Source organism: Sorangiineae bacterium MSr11367 (genome assembly GCA_037157805.1).
GTDB classification, from domain to species: domain Bacteria; phylum Myxococcota_A; class Polyangia; order Polyangiales; family Polyangiaceae; genus Pendulispora; species Pendulispora rubella.
In genome coordinates this window covers 3,806,732-3,821,919 of record CP089983.1, presented here as the reverse complement: position 1 = coordinate 3,821,919, position 15,188 = coordinate 3,806,732, and the positions used below count along the sequence as shown (strand labels likewise).

The 15,188-nt window shown below is 65.3% G+C and carries 15 protein-coding genes; 7 read left to right on the top strand and 8 right to left on the bottom strand.

The genetic code is table 11. The features are described from left to right. Positions 1–23: 23 nt before the first annotated feature. From LVJ94_15400 to LVJ94_15385, 4 genes are read right to left on the bottom strand one after another with little or no spacing between them, the layout of a single operon-like run. Positions 24–1,367 (bottom strand): hypothetical protein, encoded by a 1,344-nt coding sequence (locus tag LVJ94_15400; GenBank protein ID WXB08618.1) that lies wholly within the window; start codon positions 1,365–1,367, stop codon positions 24–26. After that, entirely contained in the window at positions 1,364–2,152 is a 789-nt protein-coding gene (locus LVJ94_15395) for a TonB C-terminal domain-containing protein (protein ID WXB08617.1), read from the bottom strand. Before LVJ94_15395 ends, LVJ94_15400 begins: the two co-directional genes overlap by 4 nt. 56 nt (positions 2,153–2,208) lie before the next feature. Continuing rightward, a complete protein-coding gene (locus LVJ94_15390) occupies positions 2,209–2,643 on the bottom strand; it encodes a biopolymer transporter ExbD (GenBank protein WXB08616.1) in 435 nt (144 codons plus the stop codon). Between the two features lie 6 nt (positions 2,644–2,649). Further along, positions 2,650–3,408, bottom strand: a complete 759-nt coding sequence (locus tag LVJ94_15385; GenBank protein WXB08615.1) for a MotA/TolQ/ExbB proton channel family protein — start codon at positions 3,406–3,408, stop codon at positions 2,650–2,652. 158 nt (positions 3,409–3,566) lie between these two features. Between LVJ94_15385 and LVJ94_15380 the strand changes: the two genes are divergently transcribed. The 7 genes from LVJ94_15380 (at position 3,567) to murI (ending at position 9,172) form a co-directional block, all read left to right on the top strand. Then, positions 3,567–3,953: a hypothetical protein gene (locus LVJ94_15380; protein ID WXB08614.1), complete on the top strand. Its 387-nt coding sequence runs from the start codon at positions 3,567–3,569 to the stop codon at positions 3,951–3,953. 33 nt (positions 3,954–3,986) lie between these two features. After that, positions 3,987–4,958 carry a hypothetical protein gene (locus LVJ94_15375; protein ID WXB08613.1) on the top strand — a complete coding sequence of 324 codons (972 nt, stop codon included), beginning with the start codon at positions 3,987–3,989 and terminating at the stop codon, positions 4,956–4,958. Positions 4,959–4,980: 22 nt separating this feature from the next. After that, entirely contained in the window at positions 4,981–5,601 is a 621-nt protein-coding gene (locus LVJ94_15370; protein WXB08612.1) for a sigma-70 family RNA polymerase sigma factor, read from the top strand. Next, positions 5,598–6,407, top strand: a complete 810-nt coding sequence (locus LVJ94_15365; GenBank protein ID WXB08611.1) for a cysteine hydrolase — start codon at positions 5,598–5,600, stop codon at positions 6,405–6,407. The genes LVJ94_15370 and LVJ94_15365 overlap by 4 nt, the downstream gene beginning before the upstream one ends. Before the next feature lie 103 nt (positions 6,408–6,510). After that, positions 6,511–7,359, top strand: a complete 849-nt coding sequence (locus LVJ94_15360) for a rhomboid family intramembrane serine protease (GenBank protein ID WXB08610.1) — start codon at positions 6,511–6,513, stop codon at positions 7,357–7,359. A gap of 50 nt (positions 7,360–7,409) precedes the next feature. Next, positions 7,410–8,318: an aspartate carbamoyltransferase catalytic subunit gene (locus LVJ94_15355; GenBank protein WXB08609.1), complete on the top strand. Its 909-nt coding sequence runs from the start codon at positions 7,410–7,412 to the stop codon at positions 8,316–8,318. Continuing rightward, a complete protein-coding gene (murI, locus tag LVJ94_15350; protein WXB08608.1) occupies positions 8,315–9,172 on the top strand; it encodes a glutamate racemase in 858 nt (285 codons plus the stop codon). Before LVJ94_15355 ends, murI begins: the two co-directional genes overlap by 4 nt. Here murI and LVJ94_15345 read toward each other — a convergent pair. The 4 genes from LVJ94_15345 to LVJ94_15330 form a co-directional block, all read right to left on the bottom strand. After that, positions 9,167–9,673, bottom strand: coding sequence for a hypothetical protein (locus tag LVJ94_15345; protein ID WXB08607.1), 507 nt, complete (start codon positions 9,671–9,673; stop codon positions 9,167–9,169). The genes murI and LVJ94_15345 overlap by 6 nt on opposite strands. Positions 9,674–9,764: 91 nt before the next feature. Beyond that, positions 9,765–11,081: a homoserine dehydrogenase gene (locus tag LVJ94_15340; protein ID WXB08606.1), complete on the bottom strand. Its 1,317-nt coding sequence runs from the start codon at positions 11,079–11,081 to the stop codon at positions 9,765–9,767. A gap of 142 nt (positions 11,082–11,223) precedes the next feature. Further along, positions 11,224–13,644, bottom strand: a complete 2,421-nt coding sequence (gene lon, locus LVJ94_15335) for an endopeptidase La (GenBank protein WXB08605.1) — start codon at positions 13,642–13,644, stop codon at positions 11,224–11,226. A 142-nt stretch (positions 13,645–13,786) separates the two neighbouring features. Then, on the bottom strand, positions 13,787–15,118 hold the full coding sequence (locus LVJ94_15330; GenBank protein ID WXB08604.1) for a DUF1015 domain-containing protein: 1,332 nt from the start codon (positions 15,116–15,118) through the stop codon (positions 13,787–13,789). Positions 15,119–15,188 lie beyond the last annotated feature (70 nt).

Here is a 15,188-nt window from a genome sequence, read left to right as displayed (position 1 = left end):
ACCGGATAGCCTTCGGCGCTCGATCAGTTGCCTTCCCAACGGAGGCTCTCACCGTTCGCGGTCGAGATCCTCTGTTGGTTCATGCCCTGGTTGTTGCTCAAGTACAGGCCACCGCGGGTCGAGAAGAAAGCGACTTGCCGGCCGTCGGGCGAACAGGCGGGGTACATGTTGGAACCCTGGTCCTGCGTGAGGCGCTTCATGCTGGAGGCGCTGCCGCTCGGATCGACGCTGAAAATGTCCCACGTGGCGCCATCGCGGCCCATGAACAGGATGCGCACGCCCTCGGGGTCGTTGCACCAGACGGGGGCCATGTTGTAGGTGCCGCGCCAGCTGACACGCTTGCCGTCGACGTAGATCTGCGGGTTGCCGCCTTGGTTCGAGACATAGGCCAATTGGCCTCCAGGGCCGATGGCGGGGTGCGTGTTCAAACCGCCCTGCGTGGCCTTGCTCAAGCCGCTGCCATCGGGGCCGCCCAGAAAGATGTCGCTCTGGCCGCTGTTGGAGACGACCAACGCCATCTTGCCGGCGCCGAAGCCGACGCCGAAAATGAGGCCCGGGTTCTTCACCACCGGGGCGGAGCTGCCCACCTTGAACAATTGGTACGTGCCGTCGGGCATGCCGGCGGAGTAGTAGACGCCGCCCGGCCCCGTCGCAGGTGCGAGGGCCACGTTCGACACGGTCTGCAGGCGCGAGAGACCATGGCCGTCGCTGTCGACGGAGAAGATGCCCTTCTGCCCGCGGCCGGTGGTGGCGCTGAAAACGAGGCGCGTGCCGAAGGTGCCGGCGGTGCCGGTAAACCACTTCACCACTTCGTTGCAGAATTGATGCACGGCCGCGCGCACGCCGCTGGGCGGTACGTCGTATTCCTTCTTCAACACGGCTTCCGCGCCGCGCGAGACCACGAAGAGACGCAGGTCGAGGTGCACGTTGCTGCCGCGCATGGCGCTCGTGCCCTTCACGACGCCCTCGGCGCCGATGTTGCGCCAGCTCGCCGGGTCGATGCCCGTGCCCTCGGCCCCCAGGTTCGCGGTGAAGCTCTTCGGATCGAGCACTTGGAAAATGCTCGACAGGGTGAAATCTTTGCTCGCCACGTCGACGACCGTGTTCGACGTCTCGCGTTCGCCGACGAGCGGCGGAACGGCAATCTTGAACAGTGCGCGGTTACCACCGCCGACGGTGATGGTCGTGACCGTGCCACCCGTGGGCTGCGACACTGTGGGCAGTGCACTCGATGCGCCGGCCGGTTGCTGCGCATTCGCTGGAGAATCCGTTGCGGCGACGAACAAGAATGTGCCGCCTACGCATGCCGCCGCCATGAAAGCGAACGTCTTTTTTTTCGGCAGGCCCAAGAAGACAAGATCGGTCATCGGCATTTCGAAGGATCTCCGCTTTCCGTCATCTGAACATTAACCGCGCGCCCGCGGTAGGTCTCCGCAGCCTCCGGTGGTGGCTCAGGCAACGGCGTTCGATCATCCATCAGCTTTTGAAACACAGATCGTACCGAGTCGTCGAACAGATCGTTGCCGCTGGCTCGCGCCGGCGTGCTTCTGAGGTGCCAGATGGTCATGCGGCGATCAATGCTGATCTGAAAAACTGCACAGAGTTTCGCGGATTCGCCCTTCGAGATCACACTCGGAATGGCCCAGCGATCCCTGAAAAATTGTTGCAGCTGCAGAGCGTACATGTCGCCCGCTTTCACCTTGTTCGGATCGGTCTCCTGCCCCTCTTTCACACCGCCCGCGTGACCTTCCTCGGGACGATCTTTGCCCGCATCCTCCGCGAACGGATCGCTCTTGTTCACGAGGCGCGTGATGTCCGACTCCTGGGCGAGCGGCGGAGGCGGCCCTGCATCGGGAATGTCCTTTTTCTTCTCTTCACGCGAGGCCACGATCTCGTGCTTCGGCGCGGTGCGGGCACGCGGCACGATGCGATCGGGCAGCTTCAATGGATCCATGGGCTTGCCCAACTTCAGCAAGCTGGCCGCGACCACGGGCTTCTCGACGAGGGGCTTCTCCTCCTCGCCGAGCGAGGGGTACATCGCCTTGAGAATCAACGCCGCAATGGGAATCGCGTGCAGCGCGATGGCCAACGCAATACCCAGCGCCACCTCGTCCGACTCGTACGCCGTCCTCCAAGCCAACCGCGTTGCCATGATGAGAATTCAATTGCGCGTGCGTAATACGCTTCGCACGAACACCTTTCGCTCGGTTACTTAACTTCCAGTGGATCGGTGATCATTCCAAGCTTTTCGACGCCTGCGGTGCGGGCGGCCGCCATGACACGCAGAACGGCACCATATTTTACGCCTTCGTCTGCTTGGATGTAGACCTCTTTCTCCTCCTTCAGACGCGCGTTGTTCGTCAATCGGTCTTCGATGGCACCGGTGATCTCGTCCTTGCCCAGATAGACGTGCTCGTCCGCGGTAACGATGATGAGCAGCTTCGTGTCGTCGGCCACCATCGGGCCGCTCTTGGCCTTCGGAAGATCGACCTCGACACCGGTGGTGAGGAGCGGTGCGGTCACCATGAAGATGACCAGGAGCACCAGCATGACGTCGATGAGCGGCGTCACATTGATCTCGTTCATGCCGCCCATGCGGCGGCTGCGGCCTGCAACGCCGCCTGCCGATGCGCCCATGGCCATGGCGGACTAAATGCCTCCCAGTTTGGCGCGGGCGGCCACGTCGGCAGCAAAGCCTTCGAGGCTGTCGGCAAGCTCCTGAACGCGGCGCGCGAAGTAGTTGTACGCCATGACGCTGGGGATGGCGGCCACGAGGCCGATGGCCGTCGCGATGAGGGCCTCGGCGATCTTCGGCGCCACGACGGGGAGGTTCGCGTTCTGCTGGTTCCCGATGCTCAAGAACGCGTCCATGATGCCGTAAACCGTGCCGAAAAGACCGATGAACGGGGCCGTCGAACCGATGGTGCCCAAGAGCGTCATCCACGATTCGAGGTGCGTGACCTCGCGTGCGGCGGCGCGCCGGGTGGCCGTTTCGACGTGCGTGCCCTCGGCGTCGCCCAAGCGCTGACGCTGGCCGCCGGTCATGCGCATCATCTCGTCGTAGCCCGTGGCGAAAATTCGCGCGAACGGCGAGCCGCGGAAGGCCGACAGCCCATTGGCCATCGACTCGAAATTCTGGGCGGCGTCGAACGTCTTCAAAAAGCGATGCGATTCGGCGCGGGCGCGGCGCAGATGGAGAAACTTGGCACCGATGACCACCCAGCAGCACAGCGAGAAGACGACCAGCACGATGAGCACCGCCTTGACCGGTGCCGAAGCGTGCAGGACGAGCTGCACGGGATCGAGCTTGGGCGCGTCGGGTTTCCCGCCACCGCCGGCACCGCCAGGCTGTACCGCCGCCGCGAACGCGTGAACGGCGTGGATCGCCCCGCCGGCTACCGATTGCATAGTTTTTCTCCGAGCATGGCCGCACCATGCCCCGCCCCTTCCGTAGATGTCAATTGCGGGGCGAATTCCGCCGCGGCCGGTCGCGTTGGCGCGCGCGGGCGTGCATCGGTTGCGTTTGCGCTGGCGCGGTCCCCGTGCCGGGGGAAGATACGCGGAAGATGGCCCGCCAAAGCTTTTCTGCGCTTGTCGGTCTTGGAGCACTCTTGCTGACACCGCTCGCCGGCCTCGGTTGCACGGTCGACGGCTGGTACGACGAGACCGAAATTCAGTTCGAGGAGACGACCAACATCGGCTACAGCTGCAGCCAGGGCCCCGGTTTTTCCTGGACCGTGCGCGCCCGGGAGACGGGCGAACAAGCCACCGCCGGCTGCCAGCAGCCCATTCGCTTCGAGGACATGCGCGGGGGCCGCACGTACACCTTCGACATCACCGGGTATCTGGGCCAGGACGTTTGCTGGCGGGGTGCATGCACCGTCCGCGCGAGGAGCTCCGAGCGAACCTATGCGGACTGTTCGGCGCAAATTCAGTCCTACTGTGCGCTGTAACTTAACGCTGGAGGCGTGGTAAGAGCTCTGCCCGTGCGGCTTCGCTTTTTGCTCCTTCTTATTGGCTCCCTTTCTGCGTACCTCGCGTTCTCCGTGTTGGCGGTCGCCTGCACGGACACCGGGACGACGTACCCCATCGACCCGATCACGGGCATCCAGGTCCGGTCGGACGTCATCACCGCCGGCAAAGGCTGCGGCCCGGGCGATACGCAGGTTTACAAATACACGGCCGTGGTCACGGACACCGACGGCAAGGTGCGCGCCGCCGCCACGTACGACTGCTTTGCCGACGGGGTGTTTCAAGCGCTCGCCCCGGCCGCGGACAGCGGCTTTTTGGATTTCGAGGTCGACGTCTACGCCTTCAATGCGAAGACCTTCGGCGACGGCAGCGCCGTCGCGACCGTGGTGAACCAGGTGACCGCCGCCGAGCATCAGTTCGATCGCTTCTGGGCGGGTCGGACCCTGAACTTCACCTGGGTGACGGCCTGTCAGACCACGCAGCAGTCCGACGTGGAAGTCGTCGCCGTCTGCGAGCCGCTCCGCGATGCGGGAAGCGATGGGATCATCGTGCTCCCCGCCTCGTTCACCCGGCAAGATGGGACGCCCGCGGGCTGCAACGCCGGCGCAGTCTCGATTCGAGCATCGCTCCGCGGGATTCCTACAGCCCAACCGCCCGCCGACGCCGGCGCGGATGCAGGCGACGCAGGCCCCGGTCGCGATGCAGGCGATGCGGGTGACGCAGGAGATGCAGGCGATGCCGCGCTCCCCGTCGACGCGGGCGATGCAGGCGATGGCGGCACGATCCCGAACCCAGGCATCGTGGTCACCTGCCCCGCCGAGGTGCGCCTCGCGCGCGTGAAGGCGCCCGCCGATCACACGATCGATGTCGAGCTGCTCGGAGCGCCCCAGGGCGACGCAGGACCGGCGTCGCTGGGCCGCACGACCTGCCGCGGTTCGGTTGCCCCGTTCGTGACGACGACGGCCACGTGCGATCCCGTGCAGTGAGGCACGTGATATAAACGACGGCGTGGTGGTGGAGGCGGATCCGTCCGAATCGCTCGATGCAGCACTCATCCTTCGCGTAGCCGAAGGCGACGTCGATGCGCTTGCGTCGCTGTACGATCGCCACGCCGATGCGCTGCTGGCCATCGCGCTGCGCATCGTTCACGACCGCGCCGAAGCGGAAGACCTGGTTCACGACGCCTTCATGGGCCTTTGCGAACAGGCACGCCGCTACGATCCGGCGCGCGGGCGTTTGCGGACCTGGCTCGTGACCATCACGCGCAACCTGGCCATCGATCGCCTGCGCCGGCAGAATCGGCTCAAACGGGTGCGCGAGGCGGTCCGGGCGGAGGCGCGCACGGAGACGGCGGAGGCGCCGCCCGTCGATTTTCTGCACATGAACGACAGGTTTCGCGAGGCGTTCGGGGCGCTCCCGGAGGACCAGCGGCTCACGCTCGAAGCGGCCTTCTTCCAGGGCCTCTCCTACAGCGAAATCGCAGAACTTCACGGCGTTCCGTTGGGAACCGTCAAGTCGCGGGCGGCCCGGGCCATCGCAACGTTGAGGGAAGCGCTCGTGGCGTCGGTCCAAAATGACTCGCCGAACGTAGTGGTCAAGAACGCTGGGAGTGCTCGAGGTGCGACGTGAATGATCGGTATGCCCGCCTGCTACAACTCGTCCTCGCGGGACGTCCCGAACCGCTCACGGCCGCATTCTTGGGCACGCTCACCGAGGAAGAGCGCGCCGCCTACCTGGAGGTGGAGCGCACCCTGGCGTCATTCGCGCTGGCCGCAGTCGAGAACGGCCCCGCAAGCGGGATCCTGGGCGAGAACGCGCCCGCGCCAGCCGCCTCGCCGTCCCTACGCAGCCGGGTCCTGGCGAGCTTTCGCGCCAAGCGTGCGGAACGGCCAAGATCGGCGTTCCTGGTGCTGGATATGATTCACGATCACCTGGCCGAGGGCAGCATCCTCGAAGTGCCGAGGGCGCGCGAGATCGTGCCAGCGCTGGCGGAAAAGCTGCGCGAATGCCGCAGCCAAGGGGTACCCGTCGTGTACATCGTCGACGAGCACCAGCCCGACGATCCCGATCTGGACCTGTGGGGCGTCCACGCGGTCGGTGGCTCCGGCGGGAACGACATCTGGCCCGAGGTCGCACCGCAACCGGGCGATCGGATCGTGAAAAAGCGCACGTACAGCGCATTCTCCGGGTCCGATTTGCAGGCCGTCCTGGACGAACTGCGCTGCGATACCCTGGTTCTCTCCGGCTGCCTGACCGAAGTCGGCATCAAGGCCACCGCCACCGATGCCCTGCAGCGGGGCTATGCGGTCGACGTTCCCCCCACGACCCAGGCCGGGATCAGCGCGATGACCGAGCAGGTCACCTTGGGCCTACTTCAGGTGATGCCACCCTACGGGGCCGCCCGCAAAGAGCTCCTCACCCGCCTCGCAGGGTAACGCGCGGCCATCGGAGAAAAGACGAAGGCGCCGATGTAGCAACTTGCTACGTATTTTCATGCTGGCTTTGCGATCCACGATGGCGACATTAGAGTGAAGATCAATGGACGAGAGGGTTACTCTGGCACTACCTCGCCCCGGCCCGGGCTTGAAGGTCCTGCTCCTGGTGGTAGCGATTCTCGGGATCTCTCTTGCCATCGCCTACAGCTATCTGCCCGGCGGACAGAGCCTCTTTCTCGCGCTCACCGCCTCGAGTGACAGCGTACTGGACGGTCAGGTATGGCGGCTGTTCACCGCCGGCCTTCTGACGTCGCCGGCCAGGTTGGGGCACCTGCTTTTCACGTTGATGGCGTTCTACTTCCTCTCGCCGGATCTGGAGCGGCGCTGGGGAACGTGGCGCTTCATTCGATTCGTCGGGATTGCGCTGGTCGCAGGCTTTCTGCTTTCGATTGCCGTCGATCGGGCGATTCCCGGCGGGCCCGCCGCGCTTCACCCTCGGATGATGTTCGGGAGCACCGCCGGCATCACCGCGATCGCCATCGCATGGTCGAAGGTGAATGCGCAGCAGACGGTACGGCTGTTCTTCCTCGTTCCAGTGACCGGGCGCCAGTTCTTCTGGTTCACCATCGCAATGTGTTTGCTCGGCCTCGTCTACCCGGACGGCGTTCCCGAGGGCGTGCTCTCCCCGTTCGGTGGCGTCCTCGTGGGTGTGCTGCTCGGGGGAACGCCGTCGGTGGTTCGCGCGACGTACCTGCGCATCAAGCTGGCGCTGCTGCGCCGTCAGGCAGGGGCGCCGTCGGTTCCGTTGAGCCCGCCGGCCTCGGGCAAGACCAAGAGCACCACCTCCCCGTCCCGCCGGGCGGGTGCTCCGCTTCTGCGCGTGGTGCAGGGCGGTGCGGACGACGAGCTTCGGAAGCGGCGGCCGCCAAAGGACAAGCGCTATCTGAATTGAGCGGCCTGAATTGAGGAGACGTGGAGGCTCTGCTAAAAGCCCCCCCGATCATGCGCCATCTGCTCGGCATCGATGGGCTCTCCGCGAACGACATCACGTCCCTTCTCGATGAAGCGACCCGGTACGCGCACCCTCACGATCCGATCGTGACGCGCGGTGTTCTGCGAGGGAAAACGATTCTCAACGTGTTCTACGAGTCGTCGACGCGCACGCGCACGTCGTTCGAGCTCGCTGGAAAGCGGCTCGGGGCCGACGTGGTGAACATCGCCGCGTCGACCTCCAGCGTCACCAAGGGCGAAACCTTGCTCGATACGGTGAAAAACCTGGAGGCCATGGGGAGCGACGCCATCGTGCTCCGCCACGCGCACTCGGGCGCACCGCACTTCGTGTCGCGGCACACGCGCGCGAGCATCGTCAACGCGGGCGACGGTTCGCACGAGCACCCGACGCAGGCGCTGCTCGACGCGTTCACCATTCGTCAGCGGCTCGGGAAGCTCGACGGATTGGTCGTCGTTATCTGCGGAGACATCTTGCACTCGCGCGTCGCCCGCTCCAATTCGCTCCTGCTCGGTGCCCTGGGCACCGAGGTGCGTCTCTGCGGGCCGCGCACGATGATGCCGCGCGATCCCACCGTACTCGGCCCCACCGTGCGCGTGTTCGATCGCTTCGACGACGCCATCGAGGGTGCCGACGTCGTGATGATGCTGCGCATTCAAAACGAGCGCCTCGCCGGCACGGTGATGGCCACGACCCGCGAATATGCGCGCACCTTCGGCCTGAACGAGCGGCGCCTTCGCCTGGCCAAGCCCGAGGCGCTGGTGATGCACCCGGGGCCGATCAACCGCGGTGTGGAGCTCGACAACGCCGTGGCCGACGGCGCCCGCAGCGTGATTCTCGATCAGGTGGAGGCGGGCGTCGCCGTGCGCTGCGCGGTCCTGGCGAGGGTGCTTCTGCAGTGAAAGCCGACACGGACCCAGCAACGGCCCGGCAAGCCGGGCCTGGGGCGGCGCCGCTCGGTGTCTTCGATTCGGGCCTGGGCGGCCTCACCGTGGTGCGTGCACTGCGGGCCGTGCTCCCGCACGAAGACATCGTGTACCTGGGCGACACGGCGCGCGTTCCGTATGGCACCCGCGGCGCCGCCACGGTGGTGAAGTACGCCGGCGCGTGTGCGCGCCAGCTCGTATCCCATCGGGTGAAGACCATCGTCATCGCGTGCAACACGGTGAGCGCGGTGGCGCCGGAGCAATTGCGCATCGATTTGGACCTTCCCGTGCTCGGCGTGATCGAGCCGGGGGCGCGCGCGGCGGTGGCGGCGACGAAGACCGGCCGCGTGGGCATTCTGGCCACGCCGGGGACGATTTTTTCGCAGGCGTACACGCGCGCGGTGACCACGCTGTCGACGCGCACGGAGGTGTTCGGCCAGGCGGCTCCCCTTCTCGTTCCCCTCGCCGAGGAAGGCTGGATCGAGGGCGAGGTGCCGCGGCTGGCGGTGCGCCGCTATTTGGAACCGCTGGCCCGAGCCGGGGTCGATGCCATCGTCCTCGGGTGCACGCACTACCCGCTGTTCTTCTCGCTGATCGAAGAGGAGGCGCACGCGATGATGGGGCCCGATGTGCGCGTCATCGACAGCGCCACCACGGTCGCCGCGGAGACGCGCTCCTTTCTCGCGAGCCGCGGTCTCTTGGCGCCGCCGCGCGAACGCGCGGGCACGATGCGCCTGTTCGCCACCGACGTGCCGCGCTCCTTCAGCGAGATGGCGCGCCGCTTTCTGGGCGACGAGCAGATCCCCGAGGCCGAGCAGATCGATTTATGAGTTCGCGGGGGGTTCCGAGGACCTTCGGCACTCGCGCGTGATGTCGGCCTGCAGCCCGCTGAAGAAGTTGCCCAACCATTCCCCGCCGGCCCGCCGCAGCTCGGGAGGGAGCTCCAACACGAGCAGCAGCACCAGCGCGATGTGAATGCGCGTGGAGACGCGGGCGATGTCGACCAAGGTGACACCGCGCTCCATCAAACTGGGAAACAGGGTTTCCAACCAGAACATTCGGGTGGGCGTTTTGCGGCCCTCGAGTTGCTCCTCGAGCGCGCGCAAAAGGCCGGTGGTGGCCTGCGCGCCCGAGCCAGCCTCGCGCACGACCCGCGCCAGACGGCTGCGCGAGAGGATGTCCACCACCTCGGACATGATGCGTTCGCGGTGCTGGCGCAAGACCGCCAGGATGTGCGCCTCAATGACCGAAGCCCCGACGCCTTCCACGGGAGGAGGCGGGAGCGAAAGCCCTTCCTCGTTCCCCGGTTGGATGGTGCCTGAGCTACCCATGCTTTCAAGGGTAGCGACCTGGGATAGAAAAATCCACCTCGCGATGCCGCAACGGTGTGGAATCGTCATACCCTAGGCAACATTCTCGGTTTCACCCCACGGGCGCGACCCGAAGGACGTGCGTGGGCTTCGCGATGTAGTCGCCGCCCTTCGCCGCCGCCGCGAGCGCGCGGCGCAGGGCACCTTCGCGTGCGACGTGGGTCATCATCACGACCTGCACGGGCTCCCCGCGCGCATCGCCGCCGCCGCGCTGGACCATCTCGAGGATGGACACGTTCTCCTCGGCCAGGGCGCCCGCGATGTGCGCGAGGACCCCGGGTCGGTCGAAGACTTGGAAGCGCAGGTAGTACGCGCACTCGGCGTCGTCGATGGGCGCGAGGTGTGTCTCCGCGAGGCGCACGCTGCGTGTCATCCTGCCGCCGGCGCCACTGAGCCGAGCCCCCGCGACGTCCACCACGTCCGCGACGACGCTCACGGCGGTGGGCAGATCCCCTGCCCCACGCCCCGAGAGCAAGCATGGTCCCAGGGCACGCCCCTCGAGCAAAATCGCATTGAGCACGCCGTTCACGTTGGCGAGCGTGGTGTGCGTCGGCAGCAGCGCCGGGTGCACGCGAAGTTCGACGCTCTTCTTGCCATTCGTCTCGCGCATCTGGCCGATGGCCAAGTGCTTCACCGTGTATCCGAAGCGCGCGGCAAACTCGTGATCGATCGGCTCGATGTCGCGGATGCCCTCCGTGTACACCGTCTCGTGCGGCACGCGGGCGCCGAAGGCCAGCATGGCCAGCACGACCAACTTGTGCGCGGCATCGTGCCCGTCGACGTCGAGCCCGGGATCCGCCTCGGCGTAGCCTTTGTCTTGCGCTTCCTTCAGCGCCGTCACGAAGGGCAAGCCGTCCTGGCGCATGCGCGTGAGGATGTAGTTCGACGTGCCATTGACGATGCCGCACAGCCGGGTCACCGCATCGCTGGTGAGCGCCTCGCGCAAGGTGCGAATGACCGGGATGCCGCCACCCACGGAGGCCTCGAATGCCAAGTCGACGCCGGCCTTCTCCGCGCGCTCGACCAGCTCGGGTCCGTGCACGGCGAGGAGCATCTTGTTCGCTGTCACCACGCTGCGCCCCGTGTCGATGGCCTGCTCGACGTAGCCTTTCGCCGGATCGACCCCGCCGAGTACCTCCACGACCACGTCAATCGACGGATCGCCCAGCACCGCCGCGGCGTCCGTCGTGATGCGGTCGCGCTCGAGACCGGGCACGCGCTCCTTGTTGGGATCGCGAACGAGCACCTTGGCAATTTCCAGCGGGGCCCCAACGCGGGTCGCCAGAACCGAGGCATTTTCCCGAATCAATCGAACAACGCCCCCGCCCACGGTCCCACAACCGAGTAGCCCGAGCCGCACCGTTTTCATGCGAGCTACTTCACCCGACGCAGCGCGAAAAAGGAAGGGTTTAGGGGTTAGGGGTTAGGGTTTAGAGGGAGCCGAAAAGGAAAAGGGTTCAGGGGGAGGAAGCCTCTCTCCCTGAACCCTAAACCCTATCCCCTAAACCCTCTCAGTTACTCGGGGACGCTGGGGCTTCCTTTTTTTCCTCGGCCTTGGGCACCAGTTTCTCTTCCAGTGCGGCGTCGAGGACTTCCTCCATCTTCTTCACGAAGACGAACTCGAGCGAGTCTTTGACCTCGGCCGGGACCTCGTCGAGGTCGGCCTTGTTGCGCTCGGGCACGATGACCCGCTTGATGCCGGCGCGGTGGGCCGCAAGCACCTTCTCCTTGAGACCGCCGATGGGCAGCACCCGTCCGCGCAGCGTGATTTCGCCGGTCATCGCGACGTCGTGGCGGACGCGGACGCCGGTGAGCATCGACACCAGGGCGGTAAACATCGTCACGCCCGCGCTCGGGCCGTCCTTCGGCATGGCGCCGGCGGGGATGTGGATGTGGATGTCGCTCTTCTCGAGGAAGTCCTTGCTGATGCCGAACCTCTCCGAGTTGGAGCGCACGTAGCTCAGGGCGGCCTGGGCGCTCTCCTTCATGACCTCGCCCAGTTGTCCGGTGAGCTGCAGCTTCGCCGAGCCGAACATGCGCGTCGCCTCGATGAAGAGGATCTCGCCGCCCACGCTGGTCCAGGCAAGGCCGGTCGCCACGCCCGCTTCTTCCGTACGCTCCGCAACCTCGCTGGTGTAGCGCTGCGGACCGAGGAACTCGCGGAGGTGGTCTTCCGTTTCGATCTTGCGCGGGGTGTTGTCCCCCTCGGCGATCTTGACGGCAACCCCGCGGATGACGCTCGCGATCTGCCGCTCGAGCGTACGCACACCGGCTTCCCGCGTGTAGTTGTCGATGATGATCTCGACCGCGGGATCCGTGATCTCGAGCTGCTGCGGCGTGATGCCGTGATCCTCGATCTGCTTCGGGATCAAGTGCTGGCGCGCAATGGCCAGTTTCTCCCGCCGCGTGTAGCCGGGGATCTCGAGGATCTCCATACGATCGCGCAACGGCGCGGGGATCGGATCCGCGATGTTCGCCGTGGCGACGAACATGACGTTCGACAGGTCGTACGGGATCTCCAGGTAGTGGTCCGCGAACGTGTTGTTCTGCTCCGGGTCGAGCACCTCGAGCAAGGCCGCCGCGGGGTCGCCGCGGAAGTCGTGACCGATCTTGTCGACCTCGTCCATCATGAAGATCGGGTTGATCGTGCCCGCCTTCTTCATGCCCTGGATGATTTGCCCGGGGAGCGCGCCAACGTAGGTGCGACGGTGACCGCGGATGGCGGCTTCGTCGTGCACACCGCCCAAGGAGATGCGGTGGAACTTGCGACCCAGCGACCGTGCAATGCTGCGGCCGAGCGACGTCTTACCGACGCCGGGCGGGCCGATGAGGCAAAGGATCGGGCCCTTCTTGTCCTTCTTCAGCTTGCGGACGGCCAAGTACTCGAGGATGCGCTTCTTGACCTTCTCCAGGCCGTAGTGGTCCTCGTCCAGCACCTTGCGGACGGCGCTGATATCCATGTTGTCTGGCGTCTGATTGTGCCATGGCAAGTCAAGGATCCAGTCCAGGTACGTGCGCACGACGGTGTACTCCGCCGAGCCGACTTGCATGTTGCGCAAACGCTTGATCTGCTTCTTGGCGACCTGCTCCGCCTCGCTCGGCAGGTTGGCCTTGGCGATGCGATCTTCGAGACCGTCGAGATCTCCCTGATCCCCATCGTCTTCGCCCAGCTCCTCTTTGATGGCTTTGAGCTGTTGCCGCAGCACGTATTCGCGCTGGTTTTTGCCCATCTCCTCCTTGATCTGGGAGTTGATGCGCTCGCGCATCTTCAAGATTTCGAGCTGGCGCGTCAGCAGGCGAAGGACCTTGCGAATGCGCTCTTTGACGTCGACCGTCTCGAGCAGCTGCGCCTTTTCCTCCACCGGGGCGTCCAGGTTGGCGGCCACCAAGTCGGCCAGGGCGCCGGGCGCCTGGATCGAATCGATGAGCGAGCCCGCCTCACGCGGAAGCTCGGGCATGAGCTGAATCACCTGCTTCGCGATATCCCGCAGGCTCATCGAAAGCGCTTCGGCCTCGTCGTCGTCCAGACCCGTTTCGTCGAGACGCCGCACCTTCGCCTTGAGATAGGGCGAACTCTGCGCCACATCCTCGAGACGGATGCGCGAGAGGCCCTGCAAAATCAGCGAATAGTTGCCCGAGCTATGTTTCAACGCCTTGAGAACGCGGGCCGCGCATCCGACCGTGTGTAGGTCGTCCTGGCCTGGGTCGTCCGTCGAAGGATCGCGCTGGGCGAAGATGGCAATGACGGGGCTCGGTAGGTTGTCGACATCCTCGACGAGCGCCACGGACTTCTCGCGGCCGACGTCGAACGGAGCCACCGCACCCGGAAAAAGTACCGCGTTCCGGATGGGGAGAACCGGGAGCACGTCACCAAACTGGACCACGTCCTCATCCTGCGGGGCACGCGGCGGCGGGGCTTTCTTTTCAGTCATGTTGACCTCTCGTGGTGCGGCTCATTTCATTCATGGTCAAGGATAACATCCGATGCGTTGACCTCGGGGTATTGCAAACTGGGTTCCAATATTCGCGAAGCTAAACACGGTGTAGGACTCGTGCCACAGGAGCGCGGATTAACTAGCGGACAACGTGGACCGTGCGGTCCGGCTCCAACGTATGGATGGTCAATCCCGTGAGAACTTTGGGATAGAAGAAGGTCGATTTCTGGGGCATGACCTCGCCGGATTCGGCCGCGCGGCGGACGGCCTCGACCGGCGTGGCGTTCATCAGGAACAACGCCTGGCCCTTTCCACTGCGCAACTCGGCGAGCGTCGCGGCTGCATCTTGCGGGTACCAAAGGTTGGTTTTGGCGGCTTGCGCCTCACGGGTGATACCGAGCGCGTGCTCCAGGATACCTGAATGAAGTAAGGCCACATCGGTGCGGCGCAAGACCTCCGGAAGCTTGCCCAATGTTGGATGCTTCCCGAGCTGGTCTGGCTCGACATCCGCGCGCAATGCGAGGATGGCCACGTCTCCTTCGGCCGAGGCGACCGCAACGGATGGCGCACGTTTGCCGGAGTCCGCGAGCGTGTCCGTGATGACGTTCGCCGCCGTGCCCTTGGGCAACACGGTCGCTTGGAATGTGTCCGCCGCTTTTCGCAGCAGCTCGGCGAAGTCGAACGACGGCAGCGAGTGCACGTGGCGATGCGTCGGAAAGACCACGAGGTTCGGATCGTCGCCGTTGGCGAGGAAGACCATGAAGTAGCCGTTTTCACTCGCGCCGTTGGCGCCGGTCTCCTGCGCATAACGCAGCGCGGTCTCGTAGCGGTGGTGGCCGTCGGCGATGAGAAGCTGCGACTGAGCGATCTTTTGCACGATGGTGAAAAGCGCCTCGCGATCTTCGACCTTGCTCAGCGCATGCTCGACGCCGTCGGGCGTGGCGAACCGAAAGAGCTCCTTGCCGGACGACAGAGCCGGATCGAGCTCTCCGCGCGGGTCGCGGTACAGCATGAAACCGGGGCTCAAGTTGGTGCGCGTCGCGCGAAACAGCTTGAGGCGATCTTCCTTCGGGCCGCTCAGGGTGCGCTCGTGGGGCAGCACGATGCGGTCCGAAAACGGCACCAGGCGCACCAAGCCGAGGAAGCCGCGGCGGCTCATTTTCTGACCGGTGCCGGGCGCCGTGAACGACTGGTCGTAGCGGTAGAAGCCGGGGACGTCGTCGCGCACGAGCGCTTTCTCTTCGCGCCAGCGGCGCAGGAGAGAGGCGGCGTGCTCGTATTTGCCTTCGCCGTCGCCGCCTGCCGCGTCCTTCGGCAGAATCAGTTGGACGACGTTGTGCGGATCGCGCTTCGCGAGCTCCTCGCGTTGCGCGGGGCTGATGACGTCGTACGGCGGCGCCACGACGTTCGCGACCGATACGAGTTTACTGGGGTCGTAGCGGAGCGGTGTGAGCGGTGCAATATCGGCCATAATTTGGCTCTAACACACCGACACGCCCGATCTCGAGAGGGGTCCCTCTCTTTTCCGGAGATTCCGGAGA